The sequence below is a fragment of the Patulibacter minatonensis DSM 18081 genome, assembly GCF_000519325.1.
In the GTDB taxonomy this organism is placed as follows: domain Bacteria; phylum Actinomycetota; class Thermoleophilia; order Solirubrobacterales; family Solirubrobacteraceae; genus Patulibacter; species Patulibacter minatonensis.
The window spans coordinates 4,451,884-4,471,302 of record NZ_KI912613.1 but is presented as its reverse complement, the minus strand read 5'-3'; the positions used below and the strand labels follow the sequence as shown (position 1 = coordinate 4,471,302).

The window sequence follows — 19,419 nt, the reverse complement described above, 5'->3', positions numbered from 1 at the left end:
ACCGCGGCGGGCTACGAGCCCGACGGCGCTCCGCACGGCGCGACGTTCGCGAGCACCGTCGTCCGGCTGGTCGTGCGGTCCCTGCGCACGACCGTGATGCGCGCGGTGATCTTCGCCTTCGCCTTGGCCTTCGCGGACGCGGGCAGCTTGAACGACAGCGAGTAGGGGGCGCGCCGGTCGGTCCCGACGCGCCGGCCGTCGACGAGGAACTCGACGCTCCTGATCCGCGAACCGCTCCGCAGGCGCCGGACGGTGCTCAGGCGCAGCTGCGTCAGCGCGGCGCCGCTGAGGCAGCCGGCGGGGACCTCGAGTCCGAAGCCGCCGCGACGGACCAGCTGCGGGCCCGGGGCGATCGGCGCCATCCGGACCTCGCCGCCCCGGCCGGTCCAGACCGCCAGGCCGCGGCCGTCGTCGCCGACCGACAGGGCGGGCTGCCCGATCGGCTCGTCCGCCGCGACCTGCGAGGTCGAGAACGATGCGCCGGCGGTCCTCGACACCACGGCGCGCAGGCTGCTGCTGCCCAGGGTGCCGACGACGAGCGCGCGGGCGCCCGGGGAGACGTCGACCTGCAGGTTCGGGGTCGCCCCCGTCGCGGTCGTGACCGGGGGGCCGAACGTGGCGCCCGTCGTCTTCCGCACCTCGAGCCCACCGGACGTCCGGGTGGCGAGGAAGGCCGTGCCGGCGTTCGCGCCGAGGGCCGAGCGCCCGGTCACACCCGGGACCCGCGCCGCGGTGCCCCACGCCGTCGTCAGGTTCGGGTCGCCGCCCGCGGGGAGCCGGTAGAGGTGGGGGTTGCCGCCGGCGCCCGAGACCACCGCGATCGTGGAGCCGTCGGCGAGCGGGGCGACGTCGTTGCTCGCCGGGTTGGCGGCCCCGTTCGCCGCGGTGCGGTCGAGGATCGTGTTCGAGGTCAGGGCCGCGTCGCCGGCGATCGGCGCGGACGACACGGACGCGCCGAACGAGCCCCAGGCCGGGAAGAGGATCGACGCGCCGTCGCGGGTGAGGACGGGCGTCGTGCGCTCGGTCGTCCCGCCCTGGGCGGAGAGCTGCCGCACGGGGCCGAAGCTCGTGGCGCCGGTGGGCCGCTCCCACAGCCACTTGCCCGCCTGGTCGGTCACGACGTAGGTGCGGCCGTCGGCCTGGCGCAGGAGGCGGACGGGGCCGAGGCTCTTCGCCGCCCCGTTGGCGTCGAGGATCGATCCGAGGCGCTGGGGCGTCCTGTCGCAGCGCAGTGGCGTGCGGGTGAGCGTCACGCGACAGGCGTTGAAGGCGTACCGGTCGGCCGCCCCGGTCGTGTCCGGTGCGCGCCACGCGACGTCGGCGGCGGTGCCGGAGGGGTCGACGAGCACGTCGACGGTCGCGCCTCCGGCGTTCAGGCCGGGTCCGACGGGCACCGACGCGCCCGCGACAGCGGGGGCGGCGGCGAGACAGACGACGGTGGCGGCGAGCGGTGCGGCGAGCGATGAACGGGACATCGGGGTTCCTAGCGCGGGTCGGGGAGGAGGTGGTGTCCCCAAGTCAACCCGTGTACGGCGTCGGCCGCGTCGGGGCCAGCACCGATATTCGGTGCGCCACGACGGGCGCGGGCGCGATCGCCAGCGGTGGAGGGGGATCGTCGCCCGGACGCGGGACCGGGTCGGGACCTCCGCGGTTCGAACCCCACCGTCCCGACGCTCCCGGGGGAGCCCGGGATTCCGGGAACGCATCGATACGCTTGCCCGCGATGCAAGAACGGATCGCCGAGCTCCGCGCTGCGGGGGAAGCCGCCGTCGCCGCGGCCACCACGACGGACGAGCTCGAGGAGCTCCGCGTGGCGCACCTCGGCCGCAAGGCGGAGCTCCCGAACCTGCTGCGCGACGTCTCGAAGCTGGAGCCCGCGGAGCGCGGGATCGTCGGCAAGGCGGCCAACCAGGCGCGTCAGGCGCTGCAGGCCGCGATCGACGCGCGGGTGGCCGAGCTGAAGGCGTCGGAGCTCGACGCGCAGCTGATCGCCGACCGCGTCGACATCACGCTCCCCGGGAAGGCCGAGCCCGTCGGCGGGCTGCACCTCCTGACGCGCGTCCGGCGCGACATCGAGGACATCTTCCTGGGGCTCGGGTTCGACATCGTCGAGGGCCCGGAGACCGAGACGGTCCACTACAACTTCGACGCCCTGAACCACGCCGAGAACCACCCGGCGCGCGACCGCGCCGACACGTTCTACCTCGCGCCGTCGCCGCATCTCGACGGCGACGTCCAGCGCCTCCTGCGGACGCACACCTCGCCGATGCAGGTCCGGCACATGGAGCGGGCCGAGCCGCCGGTGGCGATCGTCGTCCCCGGCCGCGTCTACCGCCCCGACAGCGACGCGACGCACACGCCGCAGTTCCACCAGGTCGAGGGTCTCTGGATCGACACCGACACCACGCTGGCCGACCTCAAGGGCGTGCTGCTGAGCTTCGCGCGGGCGATCTTCGGTCCGGACCGCGAGATCCGCCTGCGCCCGCACTTCTTCCCGTTCACCGAGCCGAGCGTCGAGATCGACGTCTCCTGCCACCTCTGCGGCGGCACCGGCACGCTGAAGGACCGCTCGCGCTGCCCGCTCTGCAAGGGCACGGGCTGGATCGAGATCCTGGGCTCCGGGATGGTCGACCCGAACGTCCTTGCCGCGGTCGGCCGCCCGGAGTTCGACCCGGAGAAGGTCCAGGGCTTCGCGTTCGGCATGGGGATCGAGCGCATCGCGATGCTGCGCTACGGCCTCTCCGACCTGCGCCCGCTGTACGAGAACGACGTCCGACTGCTGGAGCAGTACGCATGAAGGCGAAGGGGTGGGCATGAGGGTTCCAATCAGGTGGCTCGGCGAGTACGTCGCGCTCGACGGCCGCGACGCGACGGAGGTCGCGGCGCGCCTGAACGTCACCGGCACGGAGCTCGACCGGCTGGTCCACCACGGCGTCGAGACGCCCGAGAAGATCGTCGTCGGCCGCGTCCTGACCTGCGAGCCGCACCCCGACGCCGACCGCCTCCGCGTGACGACGGTCGACATCGGCGCCGAGGAGCCGTCGCAGATCGTCTGCGGCGCGCCGAACGTCGCCGCGGGCCAGACGGTGGGCGTCGCGACCGTCGGCGCCGTCATGCCGGGCGGCATGAAGATCAAGAAGGCGAAGCTCCGCGGCCAGGCGTCCGTCGGGATGATCTGCTCCGCCCGCGAGCTCGGGATCGGGGAGGAGCACGACGGCATCCTCGCGCTGGAGACCGTCCTGCCCGGCGCCGCCGACGTCGCGCCCGGCACGCCGCTGACCGACGTCCTCGCGCACGCCGACGACGTGCTCGACCTCGAGATCACGCCGAACCGCCCCGACTGCCTCGGGCTCTACGGCATCGCCCGCGAGGTCGCCGCAGCCACCGGCGCCTCGCTGCGGCCGGCCCCGTGGACGGCCGCCGGTGCCGCCGAGCAGGGCTCGACGGCGGAGGAGGGCGAGGACGCCGCGGCGGTCGACCCGCGCGGCGAGGCCATCGACGGCTTCTCGCTCGAGGTCACGACCACCCGGTGCCCGCGCTTCACGCTCCGGCTCTTCCAGGACGTCGTCGTCGGACCGTCGCCGCTGTGGATCCAGGCGCGCCTGTCGGCCGCGGGCCAGCGGCCGATCAACAACGTCGTCGACATCACGAACTACGTGATGCTCGTGACCGGCCAGCCGCTGCACGCCTTCGACGCCGACCGCGTCGCCGGCGGGTCGCTGACGATCCGCGAGGCCGTCGACGGGGAGCAGCTCGAGACGCTCGACGGCACCACGCGGACCCTGAAGGCCGGCGAGCTCGTGATCGACGACGCCGACGGCCCGACGTCGCTGGCGGCCGTGATGGGCGGCGCGCGCTCGGAGGTCCACGAGGGCACCACGCGCGTGCTGCTCGAGGTCGCCTCCTGGGACGGCCCGACGATCCACAGGACGGCCCACCGGCTGGACCTCTTCAGCGAGGCAGCGTCGCGGAACGCCAAGGGCCTCGCGCCCGAGCAGGTCGACTGGGCGCAGGCCCTGGCCTCCCGTCTGCTGCGCGAGACCGTCGGCGCCACGCGCGTCGGCGGCACGCTGTCGGCCGGCACCTGGAACTCCGCGGTCGTCCAGCCGCCGCTGGCCGTGCGCGAGTCGCGCGTCGAGCGGCTGCTCGGCACCGCCGTGTCGCGTCCGCGCCAGACCGAGCTCCTCGACGCCCTCGGCTTCGGGGTCACCGACGCCGAGCCCGATGCGCCCGCCGGCACCGGCACGCTGCAGGTCGTCGTCCCGGCCGAGCGCCGCGCCGACGTCACGCGCGAGGTCGACCTGATCGAGGAGATCGCCCGATTGGGCGTCGTCGCCGACCTCGAGCCCACCCTGCCGACCCGTCGTCGTGCGGCCGCGGCCCGCCTGACGCCCGCCCAGCGCGCGCGCCGCCGGGTCGAGGACGTCCTCGTCGGCCGCGGGCTGCAGGAGGTCGTCGGCTGGTCGTTCACCGACGCCGGCGCCGCCGGGCGCCTCGAGCTGCCCGAGGGCGACCCGCGCGCCGCGGCCGTCGTGCTCGACAACCCGCTGAGCGAGGACCAGGCCGTGCTGCGGCCGTCGATGCTCGTGTCGCTGCTCGACATCGCCCGGCACAACCGCACGCGCGGCGTCGACGACCTGCGCATCTTCGAGACCGGCACCGTCTTCCGCGACGCGCCGGACCCGGTGCGCGCCGACATGCCGTACGAGCACCTCGCGGTCGCCGCGCTGGTGCAGGACGACGTCTTCGCGGCCAAGGGCCTGCTCGAGGCCCTGCTCGGTGCCCTGCGCATCGACGACTGGGCGCTGCACGCCACCGACGAGGTCCAGTTCCTGCACCCCGGCCGCGCCGCCCGGATCACCGTCGGCGCCGGCGACGACGCCCCGACGATCGGCTTGCTGGGCGAGGTCCACCCGCGCGTGGCGGACCGCTGGGACCTCCCGCGCGTCGCGACGTTCCTGATCGACCTCGACCGGCTCCTGCCGCTCGTGCCCGACGCCCGGACCTTCCGTCCCGTGGGTGCGTTCCCGGACGCCCGCTTCGACCTCGCCGTGCTGGTGGCCGACGACGTCACGGCCGCGAAGGTCGTCGCCGTCGCCCGCAAGGCCGGCGGCGCGCTGCTCGAGGACGTCCGCGTCTTCGACAGCTACCGCGGCAAGGGCGTCCCCGAGGGTCAGGTGTCGCTGGCGCTGCACGTCCGCCTGCGGGCGGCCGACCGGACGCTGACGGACGAGGAGATCGGTGGCGCCCGCGAGCAGATCGTGGCCGCGCTGGCGGAGCAGGTCGGCGGGGTGCTCCGTGGCTGAGCGCGTCGGGACCCGGGTCGCGGCGTCGCCGCCCGTGACGGTCACGGGGACGGACCGTGGCTGACAACGTGGCCTTCGGGGTCGCCTACGACGGGACGCCGCCCGCCCGCGGAGCGGCGCGCCCGCGCGTCGCCGTGCTCGGCGCGTCCGGGTTCGCCGGCGCGCTCGCGGCGCGGCTCGTGCACCGCCACCCGTACTTCGCGCTCGGGGAGATCACCGCCCGGGCCGAGGCCGGGATGCGGCTGGACGAGCTCTACCCGCACCACCGCGTGCCGATCGCGCTGACGGAGCCCGACCTCGACCGGATCGGGTCGACCCACGACGTCGCGATCGTCGGCTACCCGCACGGCGCGTCGTCGGAGGCCGTCGCCGCCATGCACGCGCAGGGCCTCGTCGTCGTCGACCTGTCGGCCGATTTCCGGCTGCGCGATCCCGCGACGTACCGCGAGTGGTACGGCGACGTCCACGTCGCACCCGAGCTCTTCGGGACCGCGGTCTACGGCCTGCCCGAGCTCCACCGCGAGGCGCTCGCCGGCGTCCGCGAGGGCGGGCGGATCATCGCGATGCCCGGCTGCTTCCCGACCGCGACGATCCTCGGCCTCGCGCCGTTGGCCCGCGCCGGACTGCTCCAGGACGTGATCGTCGACGCGAAGACCGGCGTCTCCGGCGCCGGCCGTAAGCTCGCGCGGACGACGCACTACGTCGACGTGTCCGAGAACGTGCACGCCTACGGCGTCGCAGGCCACCGGCACCAGCCGGAGATCCGCCAGGAGCTCGGCGCATTGGGCATGGGGGAGTCGGTGCAGCCCGTGTTCGTCCCGCACCTCGTGCCGGTCGACCAGGGCGAGCTGATCTCCGCCTACGTGCGGGCGACCCGCCCCGTCACGGCCGACGAGGTCGCCGACCTCTTCCGCGAGGCCTACGAGGGCGAGCCGTTCGTCGAGCTGACGACCGCCGAGCCCGGCATGCGCGACGTCCAGGCGTCCAACGTCGCCCGCATCCGCACCACCGTCGATCCCCGCTCGGGCCACGTCCTGGTCTTCGCGACGATCGACAACCTCTGGAAGGGCACCTCGAGCCAGGCCGTCCAGGCGCTGAACGCGGCGTTCGGACGGCCGGAGGACGAGGGGCTCACGGGCTGAGGGGGTGCGCTGTCCGCGCCACGTCGACACGGCGAGCCGCGGGCCGCACCGGACGGTGTCGCCCGTCGCTCGCCGCCTCCGGTGCCCGTCGGAACTCAGCGCCGGACGATCACCCGCCTCGAGACGAACGCCGTACCGTCCTCGGCCGTCGTCAGGATCCGGAGCGTTCCGGCCGTCCGCGGCGAGCGTCTGACCTTCGCTCGGAGCGCGGCGGGGACCCGAAGGCGCAGGCGGTGCTCGCCGGCCCGTCGCGGCCCGACAGCCGAGGTCGCCAGGATCGTCCCGGTGCGGACCTTGAGGCGGCGGGCGGAAACAGCGTCGGCGAGCATCGCGGCCCGGATCCCGGTCACCGCGGGGACACGAACCCGGACCGACCAGCCGGAGCGGACGAGGGCCGCCGCCCGTGGCGGACGGGGGGTGCCCACGAATCGCAGCGTCCCGGTGGTGTGGGGAGGGGCAGTCACGGGGAGCACGGGTGCCGGTGGCCGGAAACCGAGGGTCTCCAGCAGTCCAGCGACGTCGGCCGGCGGAACCGTCGGGCCGGACGTTCCGCCCCCTGGCGTGGCAGTCGACGTCGGGCCGGTGGCCGTCGTCGTGCTCGGGGGCTCATGGGTCGTCGGCCCCGGGTCACCGGTGATCGCGACGGCCCGCGACAGCCTCAACGTCGAGCCGTCCCGGCGTAGGACGACCGCGTCGTAGTCCCCCGCGGGTGCGCCCCTCGGGTCGAACGTGGCCGTGACCTCCCGATCATCTCCCGAAGCTCCGGTGCCGGTGAGCCGGAGCCCACCGCGCTCGAGCACGAGGTCGTCGGCGGCACGCAGGACCGAACCGTGGAAGGCGATCTCGGCCGGAGCGTCGTTCTTGAACGTCGCCGGCGTGACGTCGGACAACGCCGGTCGCGCGATCGTCAGCGCATCGGTGCGCCGCTGAGTCGAGGCGAGGGCGTCCGAGCGCAGCGTCGAGGTGATCGAGCGGGTCCCGGCAGGGGCACCCGGTGAGACTCGCGCATCGAACTCCACGACTGTGGTGGTCCCCTCCGCAGGAGCGCGGAGCGTCCAGGTCAGACGCCGGCCGTCGACCTCGGGTGCCGCGTCGCCTGACGATGCGCCCGCGTATTCGACGTCCTCCGGGAGAACCGTCTCCACGACGGTATCGGCGCCGGACAGCGGCCCGATGCCCCGTACCGCGAGCCGGACCGGTGCAGTCTCGCCCGGTGCCACCCGCCCCGGCACCGGTGCCACCGACAGGTACGGCGACGCGAGGACTCCGAGGTCGGCAGGCGCCCCTGTGATCCCGGTGCTCCACCGCGCCGTGTCGTTCGCCTTCGCGTCGTCCTCGCCGTTGGCGATCGTGCTGCCGATGACGAGGGGGACCCGTCCTGCGTCGGTGGGCACGGGCGTGAGCAGTCGGAGGACGTCGAGGGTCTGCCCCGGCTCCACGGGGCCGTTGCGGGAACAACGGAGCTGCTCGCAGGTCCACCCGGCGCCGGACACCTGTGAGCCCGGGAGAGACGAGGTGAGTGTCACGCTCGTCGGCGCGTTCGCGGTCTCGGTTCCGGCGTTCGTCACCCGGATGAGCGTCGAAGCGGTCCCTCCGGCTGCCGGGGGCGTCTCGGACGCGACACGGGCCACGAGATCGGTCAGGCCGCCGCCCCTGCCCGACGTCACCACCGCGACGTTGTCGTGCATCGACCAGTCGTCGGCAGCACCCGGTTCCGTTCGCTGCGGGAGGGCGACACCGACAGTGCCCGAGCTCCGGCCGTTCAGGCGGGGGGTCGTGACGTCGATGTGGACCGGCGGCAATTCCTCGCCGGGCAGGACCGGGCCGGGACGGGTGCACCGATCCGCAGCCTCGGTGCACGTCCAGCCGTCTCCCGAGGAGATCGCTGCTGCGGAGGGGTGGCTCAGGTTCAGGACGACCTGGCCGCCGAATGCGGTGGCACCCGCGTTCCGGACCGTCGCGACGGAACGGACCGTCTCTCCCGGAAGGGACGGGCGGGCTCCGGCGAGGGAGACCCCGAGGGACGCCGGCGCGCGGCCGGGGCTCGTCGTTGCGGCGCTGACGGCACCGTCGGTGAGGGGGATGTCCCCCGGGCGGGTGACGCCGGCGAGGAACGTCGTAGGGGACGAGACGCCCTGCTCAGGCCGAGGGCCGGTGAGGACGATCGCGGGCAGTTCGGATCCGGGGCCGAGCGGGCCGTCGTGGGTGCAGACCCGCCCTCCGAAGCGGTTGCCGGCGCAGGTCCAGCCGGGCGCCAGTACCGTCCCGCCGTCGCTGAGCCGCGCGTCGACGTCTACCCTGATGGGTCCGGGATCGATCGCGTCGCCGGCGTTGAGCACCCGCACCGATGCGGTCGGCCGGGTCTCTACGGTTCCGGGCCGCAGATCCTGGATCCAGGTCACGGTGCGGGGGCCGGCCCCCGACTTGCGGACGACCGACGTCGCCGAGCCGGCGTTGTTGCCGGTCCAACCGCCGTCGTCCCCGGTCGCCCGCGCACGGAGTTCGACCTCGCCGCTCCGCCGACCCACGTCGTCGATCACCAGGACGTGGACGTCGGGCGCCGTCGCACCGGCCTCCAGGGCGCCATCGAGACGGCAGACGAGCGAGCCCCTGGGGCAGAACCATCCGTCACCCCGGGCGGTCACGGTGCGGGCTTCGTCGCTGAACGTGCTGAGGTCCATCTCCACGGGGGCGGTCGTCGTCTCGGTGCCGACGTTCCCGACCCGGACCGAGAACGACGCCGGTCCGTCCGGAGGCACAGGACCGTCGGCGTTGACGGCCGTCACGACGTCCGAAGCGGTGGTCGGTGCGGCTCCCGACTCGGCCGCGGCCACGTTGTTCGACGTCATCCCGGCCGGCTCTCCGTGGCGAATGGTCAGCGTGGCGCCGGCGCGCGGACGGGAGACGGACCGTGCGGCGTCCGGGAACGCCGGGACGCTAACGACGGCACGCAGCGCGGGTGCCTCCTCTCCCGGTGCGAGCGGCCGAAGAAGCGCGCACCGCATGTCCCGGCCGGAGCAGCGCCACTCCTCGCCCCGGGCGACGATCGTCGTGGTGGTGGTCGCGGGGTCGAACGTGAGACCGGCGTCGACATCGACATCGACCTGCTCGGTCGTCGGCCGACCGCCGACGTTGCGGACGCGGAACACGAACTCGGCGTCGCGCCCGTTCAGGATCCGGCCGGTCGGTTCCGCGGACGCGGCGAGATCGGCCTCGGCCGCGCCGGTCACGCGCACGGCGGCCTCGGCCCGGTCGTTCGTGGAGACGGTGTCCTCGGCACCTTCGACCGTCGGGGTGAGCGGCACGATGCCACCGACGGCGAACCCAATGTAGTCGGCGCGGACGGTGATCTCGGGCAGGACGGATCCGGCGCGGACAGGACCCGGGTGGGTGCAACTCGTACCGTTGGTCTCGCAGACCCAGCCGGCACCCGATGGGGAGAGCCCGTTCGAACTCGACGACGTCGACCCGAACGAGACCGCGACGGGCCCGTTGTGGTCGGCCGATCCTCCGTTGCGGACGACGACGGGTGTCGGGGTCGCCCCCGTAGGCCGTCGGATCGCGTCACCGACGGCGATCGCGAGATCGGCCCCGGATCCCCGGGGCACGACGCGGGTCGTCGCCCTTCCGGGCGTCACGTCCGCCGTGCCGGTCGACGCGCGGACATCGAGGTCCAGGGGGCCGACGGCGTCGGAGAGGAGCCGGACGCGGACCGTCGCGTCGAGGGTCCGGACGGCTGTCGCACTTCGTGCCCACCTGCAGCGCAGGCTCGAGGAGCAGGAGACATCGGGTCCCGTGATGTCCTCGACGACGATGCCTGGTGGTGCGGTCACCGCGAGATCGACCGACTCGGAGGTGAGGGTCGGGGCGTCGACCCGGAGAGGGAGCTCGAGGGTCGTGTCGCGATCGCCCTGGGCCGAACGCGGGAGCGAGGCGAAGATCTGCCGACCGCGAGCGTCCGTCGCTGCCGGGAACGTGGCTCGGGCGGTGGAGTTGACGGTCGTGGCGTCGTCGGGACCGGAGACGGTCGCGGAGATGCCGACGGACGTGAAGCCGGTCGACGCCGGGTTCGACGCTTCCGCGCGAAGCGGAGGAAGGGCGCCGTCCACGGGCACGGGGCCCGGATGGACGCATCTCCGCCCGCACTGCCACCCGTCGCCACCGAGGAGCCGACCTTCGGTCGCGGTGACGGACACCGGCCCGCGGGCGGCACGGACCCCCCGGTTGCGGACCACGAGCAGCGCCGTGCCGAGATCCGGTCCGACCTGCGGCTCAGGACCTTCGGCCGTGATCGTCAGGTCCGCCGGCGAGCCGATCACCGGCAAGGACAGGGAGGCGGTCGCACCTCCGCCCCGTACCGCGCCCGGGACCGCGTGGACCGACGCCGACGTGGCGACCGCGACAGTGTCGGCGGGGGGAGCCGTGAACGCGACGTCGACCGTCGGAAGTGTCCCGCCGGCGGGCACGGGGCCCTCGTGGGTGCAGTACGTCGTCCCGGACTCGCCGTCCGTGCACGCCCAGCCGTCGCCGGTGAACGTCGATGCGGACCCGAGACGCCTGAGGGCGACCGTGACCGGCCCCGCGACGTCGACCGGCGCTGGGTTGACGACCCGGGCGGCCAGCCGGGCACGCTCGCCGCGGAGCAGCGGCCCGTCCGACGTGAGCTTGATGTCCAGTGCGCCGACCGACGAGCCGATGCCCGTGGTGGTCGACGTCGCGACCCCTGGCGCGGAATCGGCGATCGCGTTCACCGTCGCGGCCCCGATCGCCGTACTGACCGGAACCTCCATGGAGACGCTGATCGGTGGGACGTCGTCGCCCGGAGCGACGGCGTTCGCACGTCGGCAGACGAGCGCTCGCGTGCACGTCCATCCGTCTCCCCTCGCCGTCGCCGAGAACGGAGCGTCGACCCGGACGACCGGGGGATCCCCCGACCCGGTGGTCGGATTGCGCACGGAGATCTGCCACGTCGGCCGCCCTCCGACGGTCAGCGGGACGGGTTCTGGGATCGAGAGGTCGAGATGACCTGCCGAGCGTGCCTCGGGTGCCGCCGTCGTGATGCTGCTGCGGTCGTTGTCGAGGTCGGACGTTGAGTCCGGAGCGTCGTCACCCCCTCCGGCGACGCTCGCGGTCAGGGCAGGACCGGGCGGACCCGCGCCGGCGGGGACGGTCACCACGAGGGGCGGAGCGGTCGCCCCGGCGTCGATCCTTGCGACGGTCGTGCAGGTGCCGTCCGCCGCGGTGCAGATCCAGCCCGCGCCTGCCGCTCGGACCGTCGGATCGATCATCGACCCCCAGCCCCGGCCGAGCCGCACGCTGATAGGTCCCGTGCTCGGCGCGGGACCGACGGCGTGGACACGCACCACGTAGCGCGGGTCGGCGCCCGGGTTCGTGTCCGCGGCGGAGATCGTCGTGACGAGATCGGTGAAGGACCGTGGCAACCGCGGCGTCGAGGCGCGGTCCTCGGCGGCCGACGCGAACCCCCGCTCGCTGCCGTCGTCGCCGCCGCCGGTGAGGGTCGCCGTCAGGCCGTCCCGTGACGCGTCCAGCAGGGGTGTCGCCAGCGTGACGGTGACGTCGAGCGGCGACGCGCTCTCCCCGGCGGCGAGGATCCCGTCGTGCGTGCAGGTCGCCCTGGCATCGTCACATCGCCATCCCGAACCCGCGGCCTCCAGCGGCGGAGCGTCCGAGCCCCGCGGGAACTCGACGGCGAAGGGGGCCGTCGTGGCAGCTCCGTCCCCGTTGCGGACGCGGACGCGGAATCGACGTGGTCCGGTCCGGCCTGCGGGTGTCGCCGAGACGGTCATCCCGAGGTCGACGAGTGACGAGGAGACACGGGGCGACTGTGCCGTGCTTCCGCCGACGTAGACGGGACCGTCGTCGCCCGCGACGACCTTCGCGGCGACCGACACGTGCCCGACGCCTGCGTCGGAACGCCGGGCGTCGCGCCTGCGGACCTGCAGGATCGACGCGGACTCTCCCGCTCCCAGGGTTCGAGCGTAGGTGCACCTGGTCGGCGCCCCTGCGACGCCGGTGCACGACCACGAGTCACCGTCGGCGGTCGTGGGTTGCTCCGGGGTCTGGGCGTCGATCTCGACGACCGGGGGACTGGTCGTGCGGCCCGTCCCGACGTTGCGCACCGCGATCCGGAACGTGGCGATCGCTCCGCGCTCCACCGGCCCGTCAGGCGCCACCGACACGACGACGTCCGGCCCGACGACCGCGCCGTCGGCTGTTGATTGCGCCCCGATCGGGACGAGCAGGAAGCCGACGAGCAGCGCCCTGGTGTGGGCTGACCGGAACGGACGGATCGTTGGCGGGCGCACGGGACTCCTGGGACGATGCGGCTCCTCGAGCGGCGCACACCGGCGAGGTTGCGGGCATCCTCCCACAGGCCGTGGCGCCCAGACGCTCAATCCGACGGTCGGGAGGTCGTCGGCCTCAGCGGCGGATCGTCACCCGGCGCTTCGTGCTCGCGGGGCCGGTCGAGGAGATCGATCGGACCTGCAGTGTGCCGGTGATGCGGTTGGCTCGGCGGACCTTCGTGCGCAGGGCGGTGGGTACGCGGAGTCGGAGGCGGACGGTGCCTGCGAGGTGGGGGCCGGTGGTGGTGGTCGCGAGGACGGTTCCGCGGCGGAGTCGGAGGCGCTTGGCGGTGGTGGCGTCCGCGGTCAGGTCGGCGCGGATCGCGGTGGCGGTGGTGGTGCGCACGGAGACGAGCCAGCCGGAGCGGGCCAGCGCCGCGGTCCGGGGCGCGCGCGGGGTGCCCGAGAACGCGACCCTCGCGGCGACGGGGGCGGCGCCCGGTGCGGCGGGCGCGGGCGCCGGCTTCGGGGTCTGCGCGCCCAGGCCGGCGAGCAGCGCTGCCAGGGCCGCCGCCGGGTCGGTCGTCGGGGTCGTCGTCGAACCGCCTCCGGTGTCGGGCCCCGTCGTCCCGCCGCCCGGAGCGGGCGTGCCGCCCCCGCCGCTGCCCGGGTCGGCGGGCGGGTCCGGCTGCTTCGGCGCCGCGCTGATCGTGACCGCGCCGGGCAGCGTGAGGGTGCCGCCGACCGCGCGGCGGACCACGACGTCGTAGACACCCGGGGCGACACCACGCGGGTCGACGGTCCCCGTGACCACGTGGTCGTCGCCCGTCTGGGCGGAGGCCCGGAGCACGGTGCTCCCGGAGACGAGCTCGAAGACGTCGCGGTCGCGGAGCAGGTCGCCCGAGAACGCGACCGTCGTGGGCGCGGCGTCGTCGAACGCTCTCGGGGCGACCCCGGTCACCTGGGCCGGCGCGTCCGTGACCTCCACCGCGCCCGTGCGGCGCTGGCGCGACGCGAGCGCGTCGGACGTCATCGTGGTCTCGATCGGCAGGGACCCGGGTCGCACCGTCCGGTCGATCGCGACGTCGAACGGGACCACCGCGTCGGCCCCCTCGTCCGGGAACCGGACCCGCCAGGTGAGCCGCCGGCCGTCGACCTGGGGGGCCGGGGCGCCGCTCGGGCCGCCCGCGTAGGTCAGGCCCTCGGGCAGGATCGCGACGACGGTCCCCTCCTCGCCGGCGATCGGGGCGATGCCGCTCAGGGCGAGCTGGAACGGCCCGGTCTCGCCGGCGAGCACCCGTGCACGTGCCGACGCGACGGCGTAGTAGGGCGACGCCGCGACGCCGCCGTCGGACGGGGCGCCGGTGATGCCGGTGCTCCAGCGGGACGCGTCGTTGCCGGTCGCGTCGTCGTCCGCGTTCACGACCGACGCGGTGACGGACATCGCGTCACGGGGTGCGTCGCCCGGGACCGGGGCGGTCAGGCGGACGGTCTTCAGGAACGCGCCGCCGGCGACGGGGCCGGGATGCGTGCAGCGCAGCCCGTCGCAGGACCAGCCGTCGCCCTCGGCACGTGCGCCCGGCACCGACGAGGTCAGCGTCAGGACGGTGTCCGCGGCCGCCGGGACCGGTCCGGTGTTCTGGACGTGCACGAGGACCGAGGCGGTCGCCCCGCGGACCGGCGGGGCCTCCGGGACGATCCGGGCGACGAGGTCCGTCGGACCGTCGCCGACGCCCACCTGGACCACGGCCTCGTCGTCGTGGGTCGACCAGTCGTCCGCGGCGGCCGGAGAGCCCGCGGGCGGCAGCGATGCGGTGACCTCGGTCGTCCCGGCCGACGCGGGCCCGCGGGGCGCGGTGACCGTCAGGCCGATCGGTGGCAGGTCCGCCCCCGGCGCGACGGGTCCGCCGTGCACGCAGCGACGGTCGGTCCCGCACGTCCAGCCGTCTCCGGGGTCGGAGGCGTCGACGGTGCCGTGCGTGGCGCCGAGCGTCACGGTGACGTCGCCGGGGAACGCGGCACCCCCGGTGTTGTGGACGACGGCGGTGGCGGTGGTCGAGCCGCCCGGACGCAGCGGGTGTCCTCCGGTCAGCAGCACGCCGAGCGCGGCGGGGACCCCGCCGGGCTTCGTGGCCGACGCAGCGACGAAGCCGCCGGAGAACGCACCGACGTCGCCGATCGGCGCGACGACCCCGGCGCGGAGGGCGACGTCGGTCGTGCGGCCCTTCGGGGGCGTCGCCGCCGTGGCCCGGAGGGCGGGAGCCTCGGCACCCGGGAGCAGCGGGCCGGGCCGGGCGCAGCGGGAGACCCCGGCCTGGAGCGCCGTGCAGGTCCATCCCGGCCCGGTGACGTCGCCGCCCGTACCGGTCTCGACGTCGACGCGGACCGCGGCCACCGCCGGCAGGTCACCGACGTTGCGGACGCGCACGCGACCGGCGACAGGCGTCCCGACCCGGCCGGGCGCCAGTTGGTCGACGCTCGCGACGAGCTGCGGGCCGGCGCCGGTGGGACGGACCGGGGCGTAGGCCGTCACCGCGTCGTTGGCCGTCCAGCCGCCGTCGTCGCCGGTGACCCGGACGTCCTGCCGGATCCGGTCGGCGTCGTCGCGGGCGTCGTGGTCGGACGAGACGTGGAGGACCGGCGCGGTCTCGCCGGGCGCGAGCTCGTGGTCGAGGGTGCAGTGCCCCTCGTTGCCGCGGCCGCCGAGGACGCCCGGGCAGTACCAGCCGTCACCGGCGGCGTCGTGCGGCCGCGCGCCCAGGCCGTTGTCGCCGTAGTCGACCTGGACGCCGTTCGTGGTCGGTGCCGTGCCGGCGTTCGTGATGCGGACCTCGAACGTCGCGGTGCCGCTCGCGTCCGCGACGTCGGCGGCGCCCACCGAGGGGACCAGATCGGGTCCGGGGGCGAGTCGCACGCCGCTGCCGGCGACGGCGCGGTCGTCGGAACGCGAGCCGTCGGGGTCGCCGCCCGCGACCTGCGCACGGATCGAGGTCAGGCGGTCGCGGCCCGTGGCCTGCGACGCGTCGGGGAAGCCGGGGGCGAGGACCGACGTGCGCAGCGGCGGTGCCTCCTCGCCGGCCGCCAGCGGCCGGAGCAGGACGCAGCGCGCGCTGCGTCCGGAGCAGCGCCAGTCGTCACCGGTCGCGGCCACGATCGACCCGGACAGCTCGTCGAGGGAGCCGTAGAGGGTCCCGGTGTCGACGTCGACCTCGACCTGGTCGGTCGTGGGCCGGCCGCCGACGTTGCGGACCCGGACGTCGAAGGTGCCGCGCGCGTCGCTGACGGACGGGGCGGCAGGCGTGGCGCTGATCGCGAGGTCCGCCGCCGAGGCGCCGGTCCCGCGGGCCGCGCCCTCGGCCGCGTCGTTGGTCGTGACGGTGTCGGCGTCGTCCGACACGGTGGCGGTGATCTGCTCGACGCCGCCGTTGACCGTCGTCGCGAACGGGCGCCTGCGGACGACGATCTCGGGGAGCGTCCCGCCCGCCGCGAGGCCGCCGGCCCAGACGCACTGCCGCAGCTCGGCGCAGTCCCAGCCGGGACCGGACGCCTGGAACGCCGCGCCGGGGGTGGCGGGTGCGCCGTAGGAGACCGTGATCGGCCCGGGGCTGTCGGCGGTGCCGCCGTTGCGGACGACGAGCGGCATCGCGTAGCGCCCGCCGAGGGCGACCGGCGGCGCGTCCCCGGCCGTGACGGCGAGGTCGGCGCCCGCCCCGCGCGGCAGCACCCGCAGCGACGCGGTGCCGGGGGAGACGTCGGGCGCGTCGGACGTCGCCCGCAGACCGAGGGCGAGCGGTCCCGTCGCGTCGTCGGCGATCCGCGCGCGGACCACGACCTCGCGGGTCTCGCCCGCCGCGGGGCCGCTCTCCCACCGGCAGGTCGTGGGGTCGGTGCAGACGAGACCGGGGGCGGCGAGGCCCTCGACGACGAGTCCCGGCGTGGCGGTCGCGCCCAGCGACAGGGGCTCGGTGGCGGGCGCCGACGCGGAGACCCGGGCGGAGACGGTGATCGCGTCGCCGCGCTCGGACTCGATCGGGCCCGCCGGCAGGGACACGGCCAGTCGGCGGCCGCGGGCGTCGGTCGCGGCCGGCATGGCGAGGATCGACTCGTCGTTGCCGGTGCGGGACTCGCCCGGCGCGACCACCTGCGCGAACAGCTTCGTGGTCGTCGGGTCGTCGGTGTCCGGCGTCACGCGGACGCCGACCGGCGGCAGCGCGCCGCCCGCGGGCAACGGGCCGGGGTGCACGCAGCGACGCGTGCACGACCACCCGTCGCCGCTGACGCCGCGCCCGCCGGAGAGCTCCAGTCGGACCGGGCCGGTCGCCGCGCGGGATCCGGCGTTCCGCACGACGAGCGACGCGGTCCCGGGGGCGGGGCCGACCTGCGGGCGCGGGTCCTCCACGGTGACGACGGCGTCCACGGGCGTCCCGACGACGGGCACGGACGCCGTCGCTCCGCGCGTCGCGGCGTCGAGGTCCTGCAGCGCGCCGTCCTTCGCGTAGGCGTGCGCGGTCACGGCGACGCGGTCGTCGCGGCCCGCCGTCGGCGCGACGTAGTCCACCGCGAGGGCGGGCAGCGCCGATCCGGCGGCGAGCGGTGCGGCGTGCGTGCAGTTCGTGCGGGACTCGTCGCGCTCGGTGCAGACCCAGGCGTCGCCGGTGATCCGTGCGGCGGGGGCGTCGCGGTGGTCGATCGCGACCGTGACGGGCTCCGTGAGCGGCTTCGGGGAGCGGTTGCGGGCGACGACGGTGAACCGGCCGGGGCCCCCGGCGGTCGGCGCGGCGCCGGGTGCGACCTCGACGGCCAGGTCGGCGGCGGTCGAACCGACCCCGGTGCTGGTCCCGACCCCGACGTCCCCGTGGGACTGCGCCGTCGCGTAGAGCGAGGCGCCGAACGAGCCGGCGTCGTACGGAAACGTGTGCGAGGCGAGGGGGACCTCGTCGGTGAGCCGCAGGGGTGCGGCGGACTCACCGGCCCGCAGCGGCGCGTGCCGGCAGAGCCGGTATCCCGTGCACGTCCAGCCGTCCCCGCGCGCGTCGCCGAGGAAGAGCCGCAGCTCGACCGGCGTGGTGTCGTCCGCCCCGACGTTGCGGGCCAGCAGGGTCGCGCTGGTGGTGCGCGGGCGGAGCGCGGGCGTCCGGTCCCGCATCTGCAGCTCCAGACCGCCGACGACCGGGGGCACGGAGGCCGTGCCGCTGTTGTTGCCCGTCGGGCCGACGCCCTCGTTCCCGGCGTCGCCCCCGCCCGTGACCCGGGCGATGAGGCTCGGCCCTGCCGTTCCGCCACCGGCCGGCGTCACCACCTCGATGGGCGGGGAGTCGCCGTCGGACGGCACGACCCCGGCGTAGGTGCACGACGAGGTGCCCTGGTCGCAGATCCAGCCGGCGCCGCTCGCGCGCAGGCCGGTGTCGAGCGCGTCCGTGGGCCCGCGCGTGAACGCGACGCGGATCACGCCGGTGCTGTCGGCCGGGCCGATCCCGTGGACGCGGACCGAGAAGCGTCGAGCGCCGCCCGTGGCGGCGCCCGCATCGTCGACGACGGGCGTCAGGTCGACGTACGACGACGGCCCGGTCGCGGTGGTGACGTCGGCCCGGTCCGTCGCCGGGTCCCCGCCGCCGGAGAGCACCGCGGCGATCCCGTCGTCGGCGGGCTCCTCCCAGGCCTCGGGCACCTTGGCGCGCGTGGTCCGGGCTTCGATCGGCGGCGCGGCGGCACCGGCGGCGAGCGTCGCGGCGTACGTGCATCGCGCCGCGGCCCGGTCGCAGGTCCAGCCCGTGCCCGACAGCGCCGTGAGCGGCAGGTCGCCCGTTCTGTGCGGGACAGTGACGACCAGCGGGGCCGAGGTGGCGGCGTCCGGACCGTTCTGCACCACGAGCGCGTAACGTCGCTCCCCGGTGCGGTGGGCCGGCGCCGCGGTCGCGGTCAGGCCGACGTCGACGGGCGAGGCCGGGAGCACCGGCACCGTCGCGAGGCTCGGGCGGTAGGAGGTGCCGCCCCCGGCGGTCACCCGGGCGGACAGCTCGGCCCGCGAGGACGTGTCGCCGTCCGCCGTCGTCCGTACGGTCAGGTCCGGCGCGGACTCGCCCGCACCGAGCGCCCGGCCGAGCGTGCACGTCCGGGAGTCCGACGACGCGTCGTCCGCCGAGCAGGTCCACCCCGGGGTCTCCGCCGACGCGACGGCACGGCCGGACAGCGCGAGCACCACGGGACCGGAGGTGGCGGCGGTCCCGACGTTCCGGGTCCGGACGACGAACTGCGCCGCTCCGCCGCCCGTGGCGGTGCCCCGGCCCTCGACGGTGGGGACGACGTCCGGACCGACGACCCCGGCGTGCGCGGACGGCGCGAACGCCCCGGCGGCGGCGAGGCCCGCGGCGAGCGCGACGGCGGCTGGGCGACGGGCGGGACGGGACGGCACGGCGGGCTCCTGGGTCCGGGCGCACGCGCGCCCGAGGGGACTTTCGTCCCATCGGCACGGACGGCCCGGACCTTGAGCCCTTCGTGGCGACGTCGTGCACCGAGCGGTCGGATCCCGACCGTCGCGCCGGATCCCGGACCGCGGACCGCCACGGCGAGACGCGACGGCGGGACGCGGCTGCTCCGGGGGACGGTCGCGCGCACGGGCGCACGGGTGCTCATCGATCGGCAGGTCGGGCTCGAACCTTGAGCTTC

Annotated in this window: 6 protein-coding genes; 3 read left to right on the top strand and 3 right to left on the bottom strand. The window is 75.6% G+C overall.

What is annotated here, in order from left to right:
- Window positions 1-11 precede the first annotated feature (11 nt).
- A complete protein-coding gene (locus PATMI_RS0120805) occupies window positions 12-1,475 on the bottom strand; it encodes a hypothetical protein (protein ID WP_026912291.1) in 1,464 nt (487 codons plus the stop codon).
- A gap of 248 nt (window positions 1,476-1,723) precedes the next feature.
- On the opposite strand from PATMI_RS0120805, the gene pheS reads away from it, so the two are divergent.
- From pheS to argC, 3 genes are read left to right on the top strand one after another with little or no spacing between them, the layout of a single operon-like run.
- A complete protein-coding gene (pheS, locus tag PATMI_RS0120800) occupies window positions 1,724-2,797 on the top strand; it encodes a phenylalanine--tRNA ligase subunit alpha (RefSeq protein WP_026912290.1) in 1,074 nt (357 codons plus the stop codon).
- A 16-nt stretch (window positions 2,798-2,813) separates the two neighbouring features.
- Window positions 2,814-5,306, top strand: a complete 2,493-nt coding sequence (gene pheT / locus PATMI_RS0120795) for a phenylalanine--tRNA ligase subunit beta (protein ID WP_026912289.1) — start codon at window positions 2,814-2,816, stop codon at window positions 5,304-5,306.
- A gap of 56 nt (window positions 5,307-5,362) precedes the next feature.
- Window positions 5,363-6,448 (top strand): N-acetyl-gamma-glutamyl-phosphate reductase, encoded by a 1,086-nt coding sequence (gene argC, locus PATMI_RS0120790; RefSeq protein ID WP_084270131.1) that lies wholly within the window; start codon window positions 5,363-5,365, stop codon window positions 6,446-6,448.
- 95 nt (window positions 6,449-6,543) lie between these two features.
- Here argC and PATMI_RS0120785 read toward each other — a convergent pair whose 3' ends face one another.
- Complete coding sequence (locus tag PATMI_RS0120785; RefSeq protein ID WP_026912287.1) at window positions 6,544-12,774, bottom strand: hypothetical protein; 6,231 nt, start codon at window positions 12,772-12,774, stop codon at window positions 6,544-6,546.
- 115 nt (window positions 12,775-12,889) lie between these two features.
- The gene (locus PATMI_RS0120780; protein WP_026912286.1) at window positions 12,890-19,165 is read right to left on the bottom strand and encodes a COG1361 family protein; all 6,276 of its coding nucleotides are present in this window, start codon (window positions 19,163-19,165) and stop codon (window positions 12,890-12,892) included.
- Window positions 19,166-19,419: the final 254 nt, after the last annotated feature.

Bases quoted from the DNA above. Each gene is read 5' to 3' on its own strand.
- pheS (WP_026912290.1), top strand. From the start codon at position 1,724: ATGCAAGAACGGATCGCCGAGCTCCGCGCTGCGGGGGAAGCCGCCGTC.
- PATMI_RS0120805 (WP_026912291.1), bottom strand. From the start codon at position 1,475: ATGTCCCGTTCATCGCTCGCCGCACCGCTCGCCGCCACCGTCGTCTGT.
- pheT (WP_026912289.1), top strand. From the start codon at position 2,814: ATGAGGGTTCCAATCAGGTGGCTCGGCGAGTACGTCGCGCTCGACGGC.